Annotated in this window: 18 protein-coding genes and 1 tRNA gene; 8 read left to right on the forward strand and 11 right to left on the reverse strand. The window is 64.8% G+C overall.

What is annotated here, in order from left to right; genetic code table 11:
* Window positions 1-42 precede the first annotated feature (42 nt).
* The gene (locus B4393_RS00580) at window positions 43-2,955 is read right to left on the reverse strand and encodes an MMPL/RND family transporter (RefSeq protein ID WP_078332529.1); all 2,913 of its coding nucleotides are present in this window, start codon (window positions 2,953-2,955) and stop codon (window positions 43-45) included.
* Window positions 2,952-3,347, reverse strand: coding sequence for an MmpS family transport accessory protein (locus B4393_RS00585; protein WP_232783654.1), 396 nt, complete (start codon window positions 3,345-3,347; stop codon window positions 2,952-2,954). Before B4393_RS00585 ends, B4393_RS00580 begins: the two co-directional genes overlap by 4 nt.
* A 180-nt stretch (window positions 3,348-3,527) precedes the next feature.
* On the opposite strand from B4393_RS00585, the gene B4393_RS00590 reads away from it, so the two are divergent.
* Window positions 3,528-4,190 carry a TetR family transcriptional regulator gene (locus tag B4393_RS00590; protein ID WP_078332530.1) on the forward strand — a complete coding sequence of 221 codons (663 nt, stop codon included), beginning with the start codon at window positions 3,528-3,530 and terminating at the stop codon, window positions 4,188-4,190.
* Here B4393_RS00590 and B4393_RS00595 read toward each other — a convergent pair.
* On the reverse strand, window positions 4,187-5,104 hold the full coding sequence (locus B4393_RS00595; protein ID WP_078332531.1) for a bifunctional helix-turn-helix transcriptional regulator/GNAT family N-acetyltransferase: 918 nt from the start codon (window positions 5,102-5,104) through the stop codon (window positions 4,187-4,189). The two genes, B4393_RS00590 and B4393_RS00595, sit on opposite strands and share 4 nt — an antisense overlap.
* A gap of 89 nt (window positions 5,105-5,193) precedes the next feature.
* On the opposite strand from B4393_RS00595, the gene B4393_RS00600 reads away from it, so the two are divergent.
* Together B4393_RS00600 and B4393_RS00605 are read left to right on the forward strand one after the other, a co-directional pair.
* Entirely contained in the window at window positions 5,194-6,138 is a 945-nt protein-coding gene (locus B4393_RS00600) for a 4-(cytidine 5'-diphospho)-2-C-methyl-D-erythritol kinase (RefSeq protein ID WP_078332946.1), read from the forward strand.
* A gap of 232 nt (window positions 6,139-6,370) precedes the next feature.
* Window positions 6,371-8,020, forward strand: coding sequence for a fatty acyl-AMP ligase (locus tag B4393_RS00605; protein WP_078332532.1), 1,650 nt, complete (start codon window positions 6,371-6,373; stop codon window positions 8,018-8,020).
* Window positions 8,021-8,240: 220 nt separating this feature from the next.
* Here B4393_RS00605 and B4393_RS00610 read toward each other — a convergent pair whose 3' ends face one another.
* From B4393_RS00610 to B4393_RS00630, 5 genes are all read right to left on the reverse strand, one after another.
* Window positions 8,241-9,263 carry a beta-ketoacyl-ACP synthase III gene (locus tag B4393_RS00610; protein ID WP_078332533.1) on the reverse strand — a complete coding sequence of 341 codons (1,023 nt, stop codon included), beginning with the start codon at window positions 9,261-9,263 and terminating at the stop codon, window positions 8,241-8,243.
* Window positions 9,264-9,293: 30 nt separating this feature from the next.
* Complete coding sequence (pth, locus tag B4393_RS00615) at window positions 9,294-9,860, reverse strand: aminoacyl-tRNA hydrolase (RefSeq protein ID WP_078332947.1); 567 nt, start codon at window positions 9,858-9,860, stop codon at window positions 9,294-9,296.
* A 36-nt stretch (window positions 9,861-9,896) separates the two neighbouring features.
* Window positions 9,897-10,544 (reverse strand): 50S ribosomal protein L25/general stress protein Ctc, encoded by a 648-nt coding sequence (locus B4393_RS00620; protein ID WP_078332534.1) that lies wholly within the window; start codon window positions 10,542-10,544, stop codon window positions 9,897-9,899.
* Between the two features lie 153 nt (window positions 10,545-10,697).
* Window positions 10,698-11,582, reverse strand: coding sequence for an oxidoreductase (locus B4393_RS00625; protein ID WP_078332535.1), 885 nt, complete (start codon window positions 11,580-11,582; stop codon window positions 10,698-10,700).
* Window positions 11,583-11,634: 52 nt separating this feature from the next.
* On the reverse strand, window positions 11,635-12,231 hold the full coding sequence (locus tag B4393_RS00630) for an LpqN/LpqT family lipoprotein (protein ID WP_236743099.1): 597 nt from the start codon (window positions 12,229-12,231) through the stop codon (window positions 11,635-11,637).
* On the opposite strand from B4393_RS00630, the gene B4393_RS28005 reads away from it, so the two are divergent.
* Both B4393_RS28005 and B4393_RS00635 read left to right on the forward strand, forming a co-directional pair.
* Window positions 12,119-12,379: a hypothetical protein gene (locus B4393_RS28005; RefSeq protein WP_236743107.1), complete on the forward strand. Its 261-nt coding sequence runs from the start codon at window positions 12,119-12,121 to the stop codon at window positions 12,377-12,379. The genes B4393_RS00630 and B4393_RS28005 overlap by 113 nt on opposite strands.
* Window positions 12,380-12,589: 210 nt before the next feature.
* Window positions 12,590-12,937, forward strand: a complete 348-nt coding sequence (locus B4393_RS00635; protein ID WP_078332537.1) for a hypothetical protein — start codon at window positions 12,590-12,592, stop codon at window positions 12,935-12,937.
* A gap of 22 nt (window positions 12,938-12,959) precedes the next feature.
* Here B4393_RS00635 and B4393_RS00640 read toward each other — a convergent pair whose 3' ends face one another.
* The 3 genes from B4393_RS00640 to B4393_RS00650 all read right to left on the reverse strand — a co-directional run bounded on the left by B4393_RS00640 (window position 12,960) and on the right by B4393_RS00650 (window position 15,643).
* A complete protein-coding gene (locus B4393_RS00640) occupies window positions 12,960-13,946 on the reverse strand; it encodes a ribose-phosphate diphosphokinase (RefSeq protein WP_005059141.1) in 987 nt (328 codons plus the stop codon).
* 160 nt (window positions 13,947-14,106) lie between these two features.
* On the reverse strand, window positions 14,107-15,555 hold the full coding sequence (gene glmU / locus B4393_RS00645) for a bifunctional UDP-N-acetylglucosamine diphosphorylase/glucosamine-1-phosphate N-acetyltransferase GlmU (protein WP_078332538.1): 1,449 nt from the start codon (window positions 15,553-15,555) through the stop codon (window positions 14,107-14,109).
* 16 nt (window positions 15,556-15,571) lie between these two features.
* Window positions 15,572-15,643, reverse strand: a tRNA-Gln gene (locus B4393_RS00650).
* Window positions 15,644-15,774: 131 nt separating this feature from the next.
* Here B4393_RS00650 and B4393_RS00655 point away from each other — a divergent pair.
* From B4393_RS00655 to B4393_RS00665, 3 genes are all read left to right on the forward strand, one after another.
* Window positions 15,775-16,368, forward strand: coding sequence for a TetR/AcrR family transcriptional regulator (locus tag B4393_RS00655; RefSeq protein ID WP_070936308.1), 594 nt, complete (start codon window positions 15,775-15,777; stop codon window positions 16,366-16,368).
* Window positions 16,369-16,442: 74 nt separating this feature from the next.
* Entirely contained in the window at window positions 16,443-16,676 is a 234-nt protein-coding gene (locus B4393_RS00660) for a hypothetical protein (RefSeq protein WP_078332539.1), read from the forward strand.
* Between the two features lie 92 nt (window positions 16,677-16,768).
* Window positions 16,769-17,068 (forward strand): hypothetical protein, encoded by a 300-nt coding sequence (locus B4393_RS00665; RefSeq protein WP_070936304.1) that lies wholly within the window; start codon window positions 16,769-16,771, stop codon window positions 17,066-17,068.
* The last annotated feature ends 41 nt before the right edge of the window (window positions 17,069-17,109 follow it).

Here is a 17,109-nt window from a genome sequence, read left to right on the forward strand (position 1 = left end):
CCGAGGGTGTCACGAGTCGCCCAGCGGGTGGCGAATTTGGGCCTAGTACGCCGGTCCTGCGCCGACGGGCGCTGGGGTAGGCGGAACGGATGCCGGCGGCTGCGGTGTCCTCGGCGGGGGTAGCGGACGGGTACGCACGTTCAGCGGCCACCAGAACCAGCGGCCCAGCAGGGTCGCGATGGCCGGTGTCATGAACGACCGCACCACCAGGGTGTCGAACAGCAGGCCAAGGCCGATCGTCGTACCCACCTGGCCGATGATGGTCAGGTCACTGATGGCCATGGCCATCATGGTGAACGCGAAGACCAGGCCTGCGGAGGTCACCACACTGCCGGTACCGCCCATGGCCCGGATCATGCCGGTTTTCAGGCCGCCCGGAAGCTCTTCCTTGAGCCGGGAGACCAACAGCAGGTTGTAGTCGGAGCCCACCGCCAGCAGCACGATGATCGCCATTTGCATGACCATCCAGTGCAATTCCTGGCCCAGGATGTACTGCCAGATGATGACCGACAAACCGAATGATGCGCCCAGGGACAGCAAGACGGTGCCGACGATCACCAGCGAGGCCACGAAGCTGCGGGTGATGAGCAGCATGATCAGGAAGATCAGGCACAGCGCGGAGATACCGGCGATCATCAGGTCGTAGCGCGCGCCGTCGGCCATGTCATGGAATGTCGCTGCGGTGCCGCCGAGTTCGATCTTGGCGTCTTCCAGGGGCGTGCCCTTGACCGCTTCGATGGCCGCCAGCTTGATCGGCTCGATATGCGAAAGTCCTTCGGGCGACGTGGGATCACCGCGATGCGAGATGATCATGCGCAGTGTCTTGCCGTCGGGAGACAGGAACATCTTCAGGCCGCGTTTGAAGTCCGGGTTGTCGAAGATCTCCGGCGGTAGATAGAACGAGTCGTCATTCTTGGCCTTGTCGAACGCCCTGCCCATGGCGGTCGAGTCCTTGCTGGTCTCGTCCTGCAGGTCGTACATGCCGGCCATGGTGCTGTGCATCGTCAGCATCATGTTCTGCATGGACTCCATGAGCGGAATCATGTCCCGCATGTCCGCGACCATCTGGGGCATGATGACGTCCATCTGCTCCATGGACACGACCATGCCGTCCATGTTCTCGGTGAGCTCGTCGATCTTGTCCAGTACCTCGAAGATCGACCGGAACGCCTGGCAGACCGGGATATCGAAGCAGTGCTTCTCCCAATAGAAGTAGTTCTTGATGGGGCGGAACCAGTCGTCGAAATTCTCCAGGCTGTCCCGCATGTCATGGATGGTGCCCTGCAGCGTGTGCATGTCGCCGATCATCTGGTGCATCACGCCGGTGAGCTCGGTCATGTTGGCCAGCATCTTCTTCATGGTGCCGACCATGATGCCCATCTTGTCGGCCTGGACCTTCATGTCCGCCATGCGGTCTTTCATCAGCTTCAGGTTCTGCACCTGGCCGACGCCTTGGGCACTGATGAGGAACGGGATGGAGCTGTGCTCGATCGGTGTGCCCTGCGGACGGGTAATCGCTTGCACGCGTGCGATTCCCGGCACCCGGTAGACGGCCTTGGCGAGCTTGTCGATCACCAAGAAGTCCGCGGAGTTCCGCAAATCGTGGTCGGACTCCAGCACCAGCATCTCCGGGTTCATCCGGGCCGGATCGAAGTGCCGGTCGGCGGCCTGGAAACCCTGATTGGCCGGGATGTCCTTGGGGATGTACTTCTTGTCGTCGTAGCTGGTCTTGTATCCGGGAAGCGCGGCCAATCCGATGATGGCGATGGCCATCGAGGCCGCCAGGATGGGGCCGGGCCAGCGCGTGATGGCGGCCCCGATACGACGCCAGGTGCGAATTCGCATGGCGCGCTTGGGTTCGAACAACCCGAACTTGCTGCCGATGGTGATCAGGGAAGGCCCCAGGGTAAGTGCGACGGCCACCGCGGTGAGGACGGCCACCGCGCACGGCACACCCATGGTCTGGAAGTACGGCATCCGGGTGAAGCTCAGGCAGTACATGGCACCCGCGATGGTCGACCCGGTGCCCAAGATGACATGTGCTGTGCCATGGAACATCTCGTAGTAAGAGGCCTCGCTCTCGAGCCCCTTCGCTCTTGCTTCCTGATATCGCCCGATCAGGAAGATGGCGTAGTCGGTCCCGGCCGCGATGACGAGCACCACAAGGAGGTTCACCGCGAAGGTGGAGAGCCCGATGATGTGGTTGTCGCCAAGCACCGAGATCATGCCGCGTGCGGCACCCAGCTGGATGCCCACCATGAGCAGCACCAGCAGCACGGTGAAGATCGATCGGTAGAAGAACAGCAGCATCACGATGATGACGATGAACGTCAGCCCGGTGATCTTGATCATGCTGCTGTCGCCGGCGTGGCCCATATCGGCCTGGAGAGCGGCCGGGCCGGTGACGTAGACCTTGAGACCGTCCGGCATCGGTTTGGGATTGCCGTGTTCGTCGGTCGTGAGTTTCTTGACGACATCGCGGACGGATTCGATCGATTCGTTCGCGAGCGTCTCGCCCATGTCGCCGGCGAGGTTCAGCTGAACGTAGGTGGCCTTGCCGTCGGTGCTCTGTGCGCCGGATTCGGTCAGCGGGTCGCCCCAGAAGTCCTGAACGTGCTGAACGTGTTTGGTGTCGGCGCGCAGCTGCGACACCATCTCGTCGTAGAACTTGTGCGAGCCGGGCCCGAGCGGTTGGTTGCCCTCGAGCACGATCATGGCGGCGCTGTTGGAGTCGGACTCCTGGAACAGGCGCCCCATGTTCTTCATGGCCTTCATGGACGGCGCGTCGGAGGGGCTCAGCGAAACCGTGTTCTCGCGACCCACCTGCTCGAGCTGAGGCGCCGAGAGCGCGAGAATGACGACGACCGCAACCCATGCGATGACGATGGGGATGGACAGACGCCGGATCCATTTGGCCAGGAAAGTCGGCTCTCCGTTGGCGTGCGCCCCGCTCATGCGGACTTCACAAAGCAGTAGACGTAGGCGCTCACCTCGTTGGTATACCTCTCGTCTTTTTTCTCGTCATTGGCCGTGATGCGGCAACCCAGCCCATCGGCATTGCGGGTTTGCGCCAGGATGTTTCCCGTCATCGACGGTGCGGTCGTGACGATCTCAATCGACCACGGTAGCGTCGCCCCGTTGATTTGGTGGGGCTCCCCTTCCTTGTCGATGTAGTTGATGTCCGCGATGGTGCCGGGAGGACCGAAGATCTCGTAGAGCACATGCTTGGGCTTGGAGTTGTTCTTGTCGTCGGTCATGCTGCCGGCGTAGGTGGGCAACTGCGACGAACCGAAGATGCCGCGAATCCGCCATACCGCGAAGCCCGCGATGGCCAACACGAGCACCATCACCACGGGGATCCACGCCCGCTTCAATGCGCTGAGAATCGCAGGACCCCTTCACCCGTTTGCTTTGAACCGGAGAACTATTCGAAGCTTCGCCTGTAACGCATAGCCTGTGCGTTACAGGCAACCTACCAGTGGGTAGATGGGCCCGCAAGTCACACGCCGTGCGTTATCTTGAGTGAGATGACATCCCTGAGTTTTCGGCGCGCCCGCTCCGAGGAGAACAAGCGTCAACGTGCGGCAACGCTCGTGGAAGCCGCGCGTTCCTTGGCGTTGGAGTCGGGTGTCGCGTCCGTCACTCTCACCGGTTTGGCTAATCGTGCGGGGGTCCATCACTCCGCGGTGCGCCGCTACTTCAGCTCCCACAAAGAAGTGCTGCTGCGCCTTTCGACCGAGGGCATGGCGGAGTTGGCCGAGTCCGTCTGTACGGCGTTGGAGGGTTCACAGGAGCGGTCGCCTGTCGAGGTCGGCGCGATACTGTCGGGCGCGCTCGTCGATGCGCCGCTGTTCTGCGACCTGTTGGGTAGTCATTACGTCCACTTCGAGCACGAGGTGGTCATCGACCAAGTCCGTGAGGCGCAGCGGGTCAACCAGGCGGCCGCGATGACCATCGTCGAGGCGATAGAGCGGTCGGCGCCGGAGTTCGACCGTGAGGCCGCGCTGGACGTCGTCATGTCGTCCTTCGCTCTCGCGGCGATGTTGTGGCAGTTCGCGCATCCCCCCAAGGGACTCGAACACGACTTCGGCGACGAGCCCGGCATTCCGGATGATTGGGATACCGATTTCGCCAGCACGCTCACGCGGCTACTGACCGCGACGTGCATCGGGGCAGCGAAAAGGGCCTAGGCGCGCGGGCTTGAGGCGTCGAGGCGCTTCTCGAACCAGTGGTGCGCGTACTTCTCCTCGTTGAACGCGGCGACCTCGTCATAACCCGCCGAGCGGTACATCGCGATCGCCTCGGTCAGCGCCCGGTTGGTGTCCAAGCGAATCGCCTGTGCGCCGTGCGCGGCCGCCTGCCGTTCCAGTTCGGCGAGGATGCGTTTCCCCAGCCCCATGCCGCGGACGTTGGGGGAGATCCACACCCGTTTGATCTCGGCTGCTTCGATGATGCTGTCGGCATTCCTGAGCAGCTTCAGCCCGCCGCAGCCGACGGGCTCCTCGTGCAGGGTCGCGACGAGAAACAGCCCAGCGGGTGCGGAGAGTTCGGCATCGCCGGCGGGCAATGCCAGCGCGGGGTCGAACCCGTTTTCGAGCCGGGTGGCAATTTCCTCGAAGTAGGAGCGAATGCAGTACCGGGCCTCTGGGGAGCGGGTGTTCATGATGGCGATCTGAACCTGCGAGGCCACGAAGAGTTTTTCGACCTCGGCCATGGCGTCGGCGAGCCGGCGGCGCTGATTCTCGCTCAGCGGTTCGAGGATCGATTGCGCCAGGTCGTCGGAGCGGCGGTCGAGCTCGGCCAGTTCGGCGCTGCCGGCACTGGTCAGCCGTGCGGTGCGCACTCGGGTATCGCCGTCGGCTGCGTTCACGTCGATCAGCCCGGCACCTTCCAGTGCGCGTAGCAGCCTGCTGAGATAGCCCGAGTCCAGGCCCAGGCGGGCTCGCAATTCGCGGATGTCGCAGCCGTTCTCACCGATTTCCCACAGCACCCGCGACTGCCCGAGTGGGCGGTCGCGGGCGAGGTATTCGCTCTCCAGGACTCCTATCCGTTGCGTGACGGTCCTGTTGAAGCTGCGCAGGCCGTCAACCAGGGTATCGGTCATTTATCTGACTTTAGTCAGATAAAGCCGCGATGTCTCCGTTGTTTGATGCGTGGCGGCCATTCGCGTCGCCAGAACGTACCCTCAGGGGCGTGTCCGAGACCGTCTCCGATTGGGTGCCTACCGGCGCGGTGACCGTTCGGGCGCCCGGCAAGGTCAACCTGTACCTGGCCGTAGGTGACCTCCGTGAGGACGGCTATCACGAGCTGACCACCGTTTTTCATGCGGTGTCGTTGGCCGATGACGTGACCGTCCGGGACGCCGACGTGCTGTCCGTGGACGTCGTCGGGCAGGGCGAAGGCACGCTGCCCACCGATGAACGCAATCTCGCCTGGCAGGCGGCCGAGCTGTTCGCCGATCACGTGGGCCGCGCCCCCGACGTCTCGATCTTTATTAATAAGGACATCCCCGTCGCGGGCGGTATGGCCGGCGGCTCCGCCGACGCCGCCGCGGTCCTGGTCGCGATGAATGAGCTGTGGCGCGCCGGTGTTCCGCGCCGCGATCTGCACCACCTGGCCGCTCAGCTGGGCAGCGATGTGCCATTTGCGTTGCACGGTGGCACCGCGCTGGGCACCGGCCGGGGCGAGCAGCTGGCCACGGTATTGGCGCGCAACGTCTTTCACTGGGTGTTCGCCTTCGCCGACGGTGGTCTGGCCACACCCCAGGTCTTCAAGGAGATCGACCGGCTGCGCGAGAACGGCGATCCGCCCCGGCTCGCCGAGGCAGATGAACTCTTGGGTGCGCTCGCCGCCGGCGATGCGCGCCGATTGGCACCGCTCTTGGGTAATGAGTTGCAGGCGGCGGCGGTGAGCTTGAACCCCGAACTGCGCCGGACGCTGCGGGCGGGGGAGTCTGCGGGTGCGCTGGCTGGAATCGTTTCCGGATCGGGCCCTACCTGCGCGTTCTTGTGTACCTCGGCCGACGACGCCGTCCATGTCAGCGCGGAGCTGGCCGGCGCGGGCGTATGCCGCACGGTCCGGGTGGCCAGCGGTCCCGTCCATGGGGCGCAGGTCGTTCAAGGCCGCAGCGACGGCTAGACACGCCGAGTGGGGCGACACGCCAAACGTCAAGATCACACTGGGTTTGGTCGGCGATTAAGAAAAGCCTAAGATGCTAGCGGATCATAAGAAGGCATCCGGACTGTCACCTGAACGATATGAATCCGCTGCTAACGGCCCTGCGCGCGCCTACCGCACGTCGTGGCACGGGTGGCGGAGCATCCGGTAAGGAAGCGTGACTCGCCCAGCAGGCCTAGGCCAGGAGGACACTGTGAGCAGGTTTACCGACGAGCTGTACGCCAACGCGCTGTCCAGCGCCAAGGGCATGGTCACCGGCGAACCCGACACTCCAGTCCGGCACACCTGGAAACAGGTGCACGAACGCGCCAAGCAGCTGGCCGGTGGTTTGGCCGCCGCGGGCCTCGGCCCCGACGACGCGATCGGCATGTTGGTCGGTATGCCCGTCGAGATCGCCCCGGCGATCCAGGCCGTGTGGATGCGTGGTGCCTCGCTAACGATGCTGCACCAGCCGACCCCACGCACCGACCTCGCCGTGTGGGCCGAGGACACCCTCAAGGTCGTCGACATGATCGGCGCCAAGGCTGTGATCGTGTCCGCCCCGTTCGACGCTGCCGCTCCGGTGCTGCAGGAGAAGGGCGTCATCGTCGTTCACATCAAGGACCTGTGGGACGCCGACCCGATCGAGCCCGTCGAAGCCGACGAGGACTCCGTCGCGCTCATGCAGCTGACGTCCGGGTCGACTGGTTCCCCGAAGGCCGTCAAGATCACCCACCGCAACCTGTACGCCAACGCGCACGGCATGTACGTCGCCTCCAAGTACAAGCCCGACGTCGACGTGATGGTCAGTTGGCTGCCGTTGTTCCACGACATGGGCATGGTCGGCTTCCTGACGGTGCCGATGTTCTTCGGCGCCGAACTGGTGAAGATCACCCCGATGGACTTCATGCGCGATGTCCTGTTGTGGGGCAGGCTGATCGACAAGTACAAGGGCACCATGACGGCCGCCCCGAACTTCGCCTATTCGCTGTTCGCCAAGCGTCTGCGCAACCAGGCCAAGCCGGGTGACTTCGATCTGTCGACGCTGCGGTTCGTGCTCTCCGGCGCCGAGCCGGTGGACCCGGCCGTGGTTCACGACCTGTGTGATGCCGGAAAGCCGTTCGGCTTCCGGCCTTCTGCGATGGTGCCCGCCTACGGTATGGCCGAAACCGCACTGGCCGTGTCCTTCTCGGAGGTCGAGGCATCCGGGCTGGTTGTCGACGAGGTCGATGCCGACCTGTTGGCCGCCCTGCGTCGCGCGGTTCCCGCCACCCGCGGAAACCTGCGCCACCTGGCGACCCTGGGCCCGCTGCTGCCCGGCATCGAGGCGCGGGTCATCGACGAGGACCTGAATGTGCTGCCCCCGCGCGGCGTTGGCGTCATCGAGCTGCGGGGTGAGTCGGTGACCCCCGGCTATGTGACCATGGGTGGTTTCCTGGCCGCCCAGGACGAAAACGGTTGGTACAACACCGGTGACCTCGGATACCTGACCGAGAAGGGTCACGTCGTGGTCTGCGGTCGCGTCAAGGACGTCATCATCATGGCGGGCCGCAACATCTACCCGACCGATATCGAGCGTGCCGCCGGACGTGTCGAAGGTGTGCGGCCGGGTTGCGCGGTTGCGGTGCGCCTGGAGGCCGGTGTCGACCCCAAGAACCAGCGTGAGACCTTCGCGGTTGTGGTGGAGTCCAACGCATTCGAGAACCCGGACGAGGTTCGCCGCATCGAGCAGCACGTCGCCCACGAGGTTGTCGCCGAGGTCGATGTGCGGCCACGCAATGTGGTGGTGCTCGGACCGGGCAGCATCCCGAAGACCCCGTCGGGCAAGCTGCGTCGCTCGACCTCGGTGGCCCTCGTCATCTAGCGGCCGAAGCAAATTCGGGTTGGGCTGCTGCTTCGCGGAATCCATGTCGTGGCTGCCCACCTCTGTGCGACAGCTGGGCAGTCGCGCAGGGGGCTTGGTCACTTGTCGCATAGACGCGGGCAACAGCTGTGTTCGACTCTACGTAGGTATAACGGGTATAACGCAGGTCTGAGCAAGACATCTGGTTCGGCGAAGCCTGCCGCGTGCCGTTAGGCGTGCATCACTCGAACGGCACAGGTGGCATCCTGACCACCTGTGCGGCATAGCTGAGTCCGGCACCGTAGCCGATGAGCAGTGCCAGGTCACCGGGCTTGGCCGCGCCGGTGGACAGTAGCGTCTCCATGGCCAGCGGCACCGATGCCGCCGAGGTGTTGCCGGTGTGCTCAATGTCATTGGCAATGACGGCATCCGGACGCAGATGCAGATTCTTGGCCAGTAGTTCGTTGATACGCGTGTTGGCCTGATGCGGCACGAAGACATCGATCTGTTCGGGCCCCACCTTGGCGGCCTCCATCGCTCGCTGCCCAACCTTGCCCATTTCGAAAGCGGCCCAACGGAATACCGAAGTACCTTCGATGCGCAGGTAGGGTCGCGGGCCATCCGGGTCGGGTGCCGCCGCGAAGTCCATCCAGTCGATGTCCTGGCGAATGGCGTTGGACTGACTGCCGTCGCTGCCCCACACCGTGGGGCCGATGCCCTGTTCGGCGGTCTCGCCGACGACAACCGCGCCCGCCCCGTCGCCGAAGATGAAGCAGTTGCCGCGGTCGGTCATATCCAATGCGGGGGAGAGCTTCTCCGAACCGATGACCAGCACCTTGCTGGCGCTGCCGCCGCGGATCATGTCGCCGGCCACGCCCACCGCGTACCCGAACCCGGCACAGCCGGCCGACAGATCGAAGGCCGGGACACCCTGGGCGCCCAGTGCGGTGGCGACGGCCGGGGCGGATGCCGGCGTCTGCAAGTAGTGAGTGCTGGTGCCGACGATCACCGCGTCGATCTCGGCACCGGTGAGCAGGGCGTTGGCGATGGCCTTACGCCCCGCCTCGATGGCCAGGGTCTGCGCGGACTCATCGTCGGCGGCAAACCGACGGCTCTTGATGCCGGTGCGGGTGTAGATCCACTCGTCCGAGGACTCGATGTGCTCGCAGATCTCCTCATTGGTGACGACGCGTTCGGGACGGTACGCGCCCAGGCTGAGCAGGCCGATCTTGTTGGCGCCGGTGATCTCCGCGATATCGGTCATGAGGAGACCATAGCGGGCACATCCAGGCGTCTAACCCCAGGCATGTACCTGATTCTGTGCTGCCTCCAGACCGAGGCGGACCAGTAGCTCCGTGGCATCGACGCCCTGTTCACACAGCAGGGGAACCTGCTCGGTCTCCGTCTTGGCGAAGTTCTCCAGCACGAAGGCCGCCGGGTCCTTGCGTCCGGGTGGACGTCCCACGCCCAGCCGAACCCGTAGATAGTCCTTGGTGCCCAGCGACTGCGATATCGAGCGCAGCCCATTGTGGCCGCCCTCGCCGCCACCGAGCTTGAGTCGCACGGTGCCGAAATCCAGATCCAGCTCGTCGTGCATGACGATGACGTTCCCGGCGGGAACCGAAAAGAACTTGGCCAGCGCGGCCACCTGAGGACCCGAGGTGTTCATGAACGTGCGGGGCTTGGCCAGATTCACGGCCCGGCCGCCGAGGCGAATCGTCGTCGCCTCGGCGCCGGACTTCTTGTGCGGCTTGAAGGTTGCGCCATCCTTGGCCGCCAACAGGTCGGCGACCATGAATCCGAGGTTGTGTCGTGTCCTGGCGTAGGTCGGCCCGGGGTTGCCCAGGCCGACCACCAGCACGGCATCGTCGGATGAGTCGGGCACGGATTACTCCGCCTACTCTTCGGTGGAGCCTTCGGCGGCCTCGGCGACCGGCGCCTCGGCACCTTCGCTGCCGCCACCCTCGGCGTCCATCTCGCTGGCGGTCGGCGCCGCGACGACGTTGACCACAAGGGTCTCGGGATCGGAGATCAGGGTGGAGCCCTTGGGCAGCTCGATCGCGCCGGCGGCGATCTGGGTGCCGGCGGGCAGGCCCTCGACCGAGACGGTGAGGAACTCGGGGATCGACATTGCTTCGGCCTCGATCTCCAAGGTGTTGGCGTCCTGAGCCACCAGGGTGCCGCTCTCGGCGTCGCCCTCGACGTGGACGTTCACCTCGACAACGACCTTCTCGCCCTTGCGCACGACCAGCAGATCGGCGTGCACCAGGTTGCGGCGGATGGGGTGAATCTCGATGGTCTTGGTGAGGGCCAGCTGCTCGCGGCCTTCGATGTCCAGCGTCAGGATGGCGTTGGTGCCGGTGTGGCGCAGCACGGCCGCGAAATCGCGGGCCGGCAGGTTCAGGTGCTCGGGGGCGGTGCCGTGGCCGTACAGCACGGCGGGAACCTGGCCGTCGCGGCGGGCGCGGCGTGAGGCGCCCTTACCGGTGTCCTTGCGGACGGTGACGGTGAGGTTATTGCTGGTGGGGGTGTTCTTCTTGGACATTTGGTCAACTCCTTGCGTTTCGTGAGACACGGCGCAGGGAGGACAACACGATGAAGTCCATGATCCCGTCGATAACGGTGGGAAGACCCACCCTCGCCGTGACAACCTGCTCAGAGTAGCCGAGCGTGAACCTCAAAGGCCAATCGGTGCTGGTCAAAGCGCGAAGGAAACCCCGGTGAGGTGCTCAGACAGCTCCCAGAGGCCCTCGGCGGTCTCGGTATTCTGCGCCCTGCTGCTGCGTCCCACACGCTTGGGGTACCCCTTGGCCTCGAACGGCCCGTCCGGTCCGATGTACGTGTCACCCGGCAGGTCCTGGGATGCGGCGTACAGCGTGGGAAGGGCGCCGTGTTGGGCGTCCTGCGCGAAGAGGTTCCCGGTCTTCAACGCGATCTCGAAGATCGGGTTCCCGCTGTGCGACTGCAGCTCGGTGGCCGCCACACCCGGATGAACGGTCAGTGCGCGCACCGCCGACCCGGCGGCGCTCAGGCGGCGCTGCAATTCCTTGGTGAACAACAGATTGGCCAGCTTCGAGGCGCCGTAGGCCCCCGCACGGGTGTAACCGCGGCGCTTGTAGTTGAGGTCGCCCAGGTTGATCTTCCCGGCCCGGTGCGCAACGGACGACACCGCGATCACCCGGTCGGTGAGCTTGGGCAGCAGCAGGTTGGTGAGCGCGAATGCGCCGAGATGGTTTGTGCCGATTTGGCTTTCGAAGCCGTCGACGGTCTTGGCTTGCGGCACCATCATGATGCCGGCGTTGTTCACCAGGATGTCGGCGCTCTCGACGGAGTCCGCGAAGGCGCGCACGGAAGCCAGGTTGGCCACATCGACCTGACGTACCTCGGTGCTTCCTTTGATCGAAGCCTTGGCGGCGTTTCCCTTTTCGGTGTTGCGCACCGCCATGATGACGTGCGCGCCCACACGGGCCAGTTCGCGCGCGGTCTCCAGGCCCAGTCCACTATTGGCTCCGGTGATGACGACGGTGCGGCCCTCGAACGACGGCAGCTCGGCGGCGGTCCATGCGGTAGTCGACTTAGTCACGGGAGCTGACCCTAACGGTCCTGGCCGATAGCGTCGAGGGGTATGAGCAGCCTTACCGCTTCGTGACTTTCAGGCCACCGGTGAGGGCGGCGACGTCCGGGGCCAGCGCGGCGGACTGGGATTCGGTGGTCGTCACCGTGAGCTGAACCAGGTAATGCAGCGATCCGTCGGGCACGATGACATCCCGGTTCCACGCGTGCACCCGCACGTTCTGGTTGTCGTAGGTGCCCTCGATGGCGGCCGACGGGTATCCCTGGAAATCGTCGAGGGACGAGGCGATCTTCTGAAAGTTCTGAGTGTTCTGCGCGTCGGCGAATCCGTGCTCGGTGATCGCCTTGCGGGCGTCCAGGGGGCCGTCCAGCTTGATGAGATACACCACCGCGCTCGGTGTTCGGCCCTGATCGGCGCCACTGGGCTTATCGGTGATCAGGTAGGCGGGATCGAGTGAGCCCAGGTTCTCCCAACCCTCGGGCAGCGGCAGCTCGACCCGGACGTTGGCCGGGCTCTCCGGTGACACCGGGGTGACCTTGACGCCGATGCTTTGCAGATACTGGTTCATCGATGTCGGCGTGGCGGTGGCCGGTGCGGTGGTCGATTCCGCGGAGGAGCTGCTCGGTGCGGTGGTCGATTCCGGGCTGCTCGAGGAAATGGCGGGCTGCCCGGGCTTTTGGGTGCCGCATCCGATCGTCGCGAGTGCCACCACGCATGCGATCGCTAGCGCGGCCTTACGCATTCTTGCCGAAAAGTACTGTCATCGAATCGTTCTCGAAGACCTCATGGATGGTGGTGGCGCTTAGTAGCACGGTGCGACCCTCTGTTGGGTGGATTGGTGGTGGCCCCTTGGGTGCTGTGCTCACGGGACCGACCCTATGGGTTGTTACGCCCGTTCGCCAGATTGGGTGAACGGCCCGGCGGCTCTGGCGGGCAATTGGCGCAATGGTTTTCGCTGTTGAAAAGCACACAGATTTTCATGTCCACATCCATGGAAAGCGCTGTACCTTTACTGAATGCTACTTGTGAAATCGTCAAGAACACGATCGGTTGCGCATCGTTTCTTGCCAGTGCTTGGTCTCGTCGTTTTCGGTGTTGTTGGACTGGGTTCCGCGGAAGTCACCGCCCTGGCGGATCCGCTCGCCCCCGTCGCCGTGATGTCTGCTGCGCCCCTCAATCCGGGCGATCCCGGTGGCGGTAACGGTCCCGACGCCGATGTGTCGGGACCTGACGACACCGACAGCAACAACATCGCTCCGCCGGCACCTGCCAGCGGTACCGGCGCCGGATGCGAGAACGCGGGTGCGGTGTGCGGCGGAGACGAGAGTGGAACCGTTCTGACGTCGGACAACGACGAGGTCTAGTTCCGATCGGTTCGGTGCGGGGCTAGGCGTTCCCGTCGAAAAGTCCTGTCACCGAACCGTTCTCGAAGACCTCGCGGATGGTGCTGGCCAGCAGCGGTGCGATCGACAGCACGGTCAGTTGCGGGAACCGCTTCTCCTCGCCGATGGGCAAGGTGTTGGTGACCAACACCTCCCGGGCGCCGCAGTTGGCCAGACGCTCGGCGGCGGGGTCGGACAGCACGCCGTGGGTGGCGGCGATCACGACGTCCTTGGCGCCTGCCTCGTGCAGGAGCCCGACCGCGCCGGCGATCGTGCCACCGGTATCGATCATGTCGTCGGTGATGACGCAGGTCTTGCCGGTCACGTCACCGACGACGCGATTGGCCTTGACCTGGTTGGGTACTCGCGGATCGCGGGTCTTGTGGATGAAGGCCAGTGGCACCCCACCCAGGGAGTCGGCCCATTTCTCGGCGACGCGCACGCGACCGGAATCCGGTGACACGACGACCACATCTTCGCCATTGCTCACGTAGTGCTCGGCGATGTAGCCGCAGAGCAGCGACTGGGCGCGCATGTGGTCCACCGGCCCGTCGAAGAAGCCCTGGATCTGGTCGGTGTGCAGGTCGACGGTGACGATGCGATCGGCGCCGGCGGTCTTGTACAGGTCGGCCACCAGGCGGGCCGAGATGGGTTCGCGGCCGCGGTGCTTCTTGTCTTGGCGGGCATAGGGGTAGAACGGCAGGATCGCGGTGATGCGCTTGGCGCTGCCCCGCTTGAGGGCGTCGATCATGATCAGCTGTTCCATCAGCCAGGTGTTCAGCGGCGCGGGATGCGATTGCAGAACGAATGCGTCGCAGCCGCGTACCGACTCCTCGAACCGCACGAAGATCTCGCCGTTGGCGAAATCGCGAGCGGTCTGCGCGGTCACCTGGACGTCGAGCTCCTTGGCGACCTGTTCGGCCAGCTCGGGGTGCGCACGACCCGAGAACAGCATCAGATTCTTGCGGTTGTCCGTCCAGTCGGTGCTCACGGCGCAGCTAGTCCTCTTGGGTTTAGTTCGGGTCTTGGGCTACTGACGGGTACCGCCCCGTCGGGGTAATGGTACGGACCTTTCCCGGATGACTGGGAGGGGGTTGCCGGAATTTGAACGCGAGATGTCCAACCCGGGTTCTCGGTGGTCAGGAATCCGGTCAGGAACCTTTGGATGCTTCCTCGGCAGCCCTGGCCGCGTCCGAGCCCGGACGCTTCTGTGCCACCCAGCCTTCGATGTTGCGCTGCGGGCCGGCCGACACCGCGAGCGCGCCCGGCGGCACGTCCTCGCGGATGACGGTCCCGGCGCCGGTGTACGCACCGTCGCCCACGGTCACCGGGGCAACGAACATGGTGTCCGAGCCGGTCTTCACATGCGAGCCAATCACGGTGCGCCGCTTGGTCTCTCCGTCGTAGTTGACGAATACGCTGGACGCGCCGATGTTGCTGTGCTCGCCGATATCGGCGTCGCCCACGTAAGTCAGATGCGGCACCTTGGTGCCCCGGCCCACGGTGGAGTTCTTGACCTCCACGAACGCGCCCAGTTTGGCGCTCTCGCCCGTGACCGTGCCCGGTCGCAGGTAGGTGAACGGCCCGATGACCGATCGCGCGCCGATGGTGGAGCCCTGACCGTGTGTGCGGATGACCGTGGCCGAGTCGCCGACGGTGACGTCGATGAGGGTGGTGTACGGTCCGATATGGCAATGGCCGCCGATGACGGTCGACGAGTGCAGCTGGGTGCCGGGAGCGATGGTGGCGTCCTGCCCGATCCGGACTTCGACATCGATCCAGGTGCTCGACGGGTCGACGATGGTGACCCCACTGCGCTGATGATGGCGGATGATCCGGCGGTTCAGTTCGGCGCCGAGCTCGGAGAGCTGCACCCGATCATTTACCCCGGCCACCAGTGCGCTGTCGTCAACATGGTTGGCGTGCACCACTTTTCCGCTCTCGCGAATGATCGAGACGGCATCGGTGAGGTACAGCTCGTGCTGCGCGTTATCGGAGCGCAGCCGCGAGAGCGCCGCGTGCAGTGCCTCGACGTCGAAGGCGTACACCCCGGCGTTGACCTCGCCGATGGCGCGCTGACTCTCAGTGGCGTCGGTCTGCTCGACGATCGCGATGACCTCGCGGTCCTGGGTGCGCAGGATGCGTCCATAACCGGTGGGATCTGCCAGCGTGGTGGTCAACAGGGTGGCGGCGGCGGGCTCGCTCGTGTGCCGGCCGATCAGCCCCGCCAGGGTGTCGCCGTCCAGCAAGGGGATGTCGCCCGAGGTGACGACGACCGTGCCCGAGAAGTCCGGCGGCAGCGCCTGTAGACCGCACGCCACCGCGTGTCCGGTCCCGAGCTGCTGCTCCTGGACGGCGATCGCGATCTTCCTGCCGAGCGACTCGGCGAGGATGTCGACGGCGGTGGCGATGCGTTCGCGGTCATGCCCCAGCACGATCACCAGATGTTCGGGATTTACGCTGGCTGCCGCATACACGGAGTGCGCCAGCATGGAGCGGCCACCGAGGGTATGCAGCACCTTGGGGATGTCCGAACACATGCGGGTACCGGCGCCCGCGGCCAGCACGATTACTGCAGTCCCAGCGGAATTGCCTGGCATTTCCTACTCCCTACTGCTCCGTCGCCAGGACTCGAACCTGAACTATCTGAACCAAAATCAGAGGTGCTGCCGATTACACCACGACGGACTGTTACAGAATGAAGACTGTAGTCGACCACCTAGCTCGGCCACGCGGCCTGCCGAGGGGTCGAGAAAGAGTGATGGCACATGGCGGTACCTAGTAGGCCGGACGGCCCCGGACGCACCCCTCGCGTCCGGATGGCCGGCACTGAGCGCCGCCGCCAGCTGATCGATGTGGCGCGGTCGTTGTTCGCCGAGCGCGGATACGAGGCCACCTCCATCGAAGAGATCGCGCAACGCGCTGGGGTGTCCAAGCCTGTCGTGTACGAGCATTTCGGCGGCAAGGAGGGGCTGTACGCCGTCGTGGTGGATCGCGAGATGTCCGTGCTGCTGGACGGCATCACCTCGTCGTTGACGAGTTATCGCTCGCGGGTCCGGCTCGAGCAGGTGGCGCTTGCCCTGCTGAGTTACATCGAGGACCGCACCGACGGCTTCCGGATCCTGATCCGGGATTCACCTCCCGGCGTCAGCTCGGGGACGTACTCCAGTCTGCTCAACGACGCGGTGAGCCAGGTGTCGAGCATCTTGGCGGGCGACTTCCAGCGCCGCGGTCTGGACGCCGAGATGGCGCCGCTGTACGCGCAGGCGTTGGTGGGCCAGGTGTCGATGACGGCGCAATGGTGGCTCGATGCCCGGGAGCCCAAGAAGGAAGTGGTGGCGGCTCATATCGTCAACCTGTGCTGGCACGGTTTGAAGCACCTGGAAGCCGATCCGCAGCTGCACGAGGAGTGACCCGTCGCGCAGGAACATCTGCGCACTCCGGACCGTTCGACATAACGGATGGTTCGTAAAGGTGGTGGTCGGTCATGACGGGGTCTCGTTGGGTTCTGTGTGTGGCGACCGCGTTGGCGTTGGGTGTGATGGGCGCGCCCAGTGCGGCGGCCGATAATTGCAGCGGTCCGCTCACCGCGCGGGTGTGCGTGAAGCCCGGCAACGCGGAACTGCATTCCACGCCGAATCGGCAGGTCATCCCCGAGGTTCCGCAGGCATCGCCGTGGTTGGTCGTGGGCGGTACCGGGTCGGGTGTGTGGATCCCTTGACGGGGCGGCAGTCGAGGTGAACCCACGCGTGACATGCCTCGATCACCTAGAATTTAAGTCGTCGGGGTTGATCGTTAGGTGAGGTGTTTGTCATGACGACGTCAGTAGTTGTGCGATGGGCTGTGGTCGGCGCCGCAGCGGCCGCGCTGGGCGCATTGCCCGTGTCGCTGGCCCCGGTTGCCGCGGCGGACCCGCAATGTGCCGACCCGGCCATGTGTCAGTCGGCGCCGGCCAACCCCGAGGATTGCAACGGCGGTCCCGACGACATGGTGTGCACCCGTGCGGGGGATGCGGAACTGCATTCTTCGCCGAACCCGGCCGACATTCCGGAGGTTCCGCAGGCCGAGCAGCCACCCTGGATGGTTTTCGGTAATCCCGGTATGGGTCACTAGCCGGTAGACGACGGAGCAGTGTTACCTCGGTAGTTGCTTTC

This window comes from Mycobacteroides franklinii, from assembly GCF_002013895.1.
Classification (GTDB): Bacteria; Actinomycetota; Actinomycetes; order Mycobacteriales; family Mycobacteriaceae; genus Mycobacterium; species Mycobacterium franklinii.

Coding starts and splice junctions, on each gene's coding strand:
- B4393_RS00580 (WP_078332529.1), bottom strand. CDS start 2,955: ATGAGCGGGGCGCACGCCAACGGAGAGCCGACTTTCCTGGCCAAATGG.
- B4393_RS00585 (WP_232783654.1), bottom strand. CDS start 3,347: ATGGTGCTCGTGTTGGCCATCGCGGGCTTCGCGGTATGGCGGATTCGC.
- B4393_RS00590 (WP_078332530.1), top strand. CDS start 3,528: ATGACATCCCTGAGTTTTCGGCGCGCCCGCTCCGAGGAGAACAAGCGT.
- B4393_RS00595 (WP_078332531.1), bottom strand. CDS start 5,104: ATGACCGATACCCTGGTTGACGGCCTGCGCAGCTTCAACAGGACCGTC.
- B4393_RS00610 (WP_078332533.1), bottom strand. CDS start 9,263: ATGACCGATATCGCGGAGATCACCGGCGCCAACAAGATCGGCCTGCTC.
- B4393_RS00620 (WP_078332534.1), bottom strand. CDS start 10,544: ATGTCCAAGAAGAACACCCCCACCAGCAATAACCTCACCGTCACCGTC.
- B4393_RS28005 (WP_236743107.1), top strand. CDS start 12,119: ATGCTTTGCAGATACTGGTTCATCGATGTCGGCGTGGCGGTGGCCGGT.
- B4393_RS00635 (WP_078332537.1), top strand. CDS start 12,590: ATGCTACTTGTGAAATCGTCAAGAACACGATCGGTTGCGCATCGTTTC.
- glmU (WP_078332538.1), bottom strand. CDS start 15,555: ATGCCAGGCAATTCCGCTGGGACTGCAGTAATCGTGCTGGCCGCGGGC.
- B4393_RS00655 (WP_070936308.1), top strand. CDS start 15,775: ATGGCCGGCACTGAGCGCCGCCGCCAGCTGATCGATGTGGCGCGGTCG.
- B4393_RS00660 (WP_078332539.1), top strand. CDS start 16,443: ATGACGGGGTCTCGTTGGGTTCTGTGTGTGGCGACCGCGTTGGCGTTG.
- B4393_RS00665 (WP_070936304.1), top strand. CDS start 16,769: ATGACGACGTCAGTAGTTGTGCGATGGGCTGTGGTCGGCGCCGCAGCG.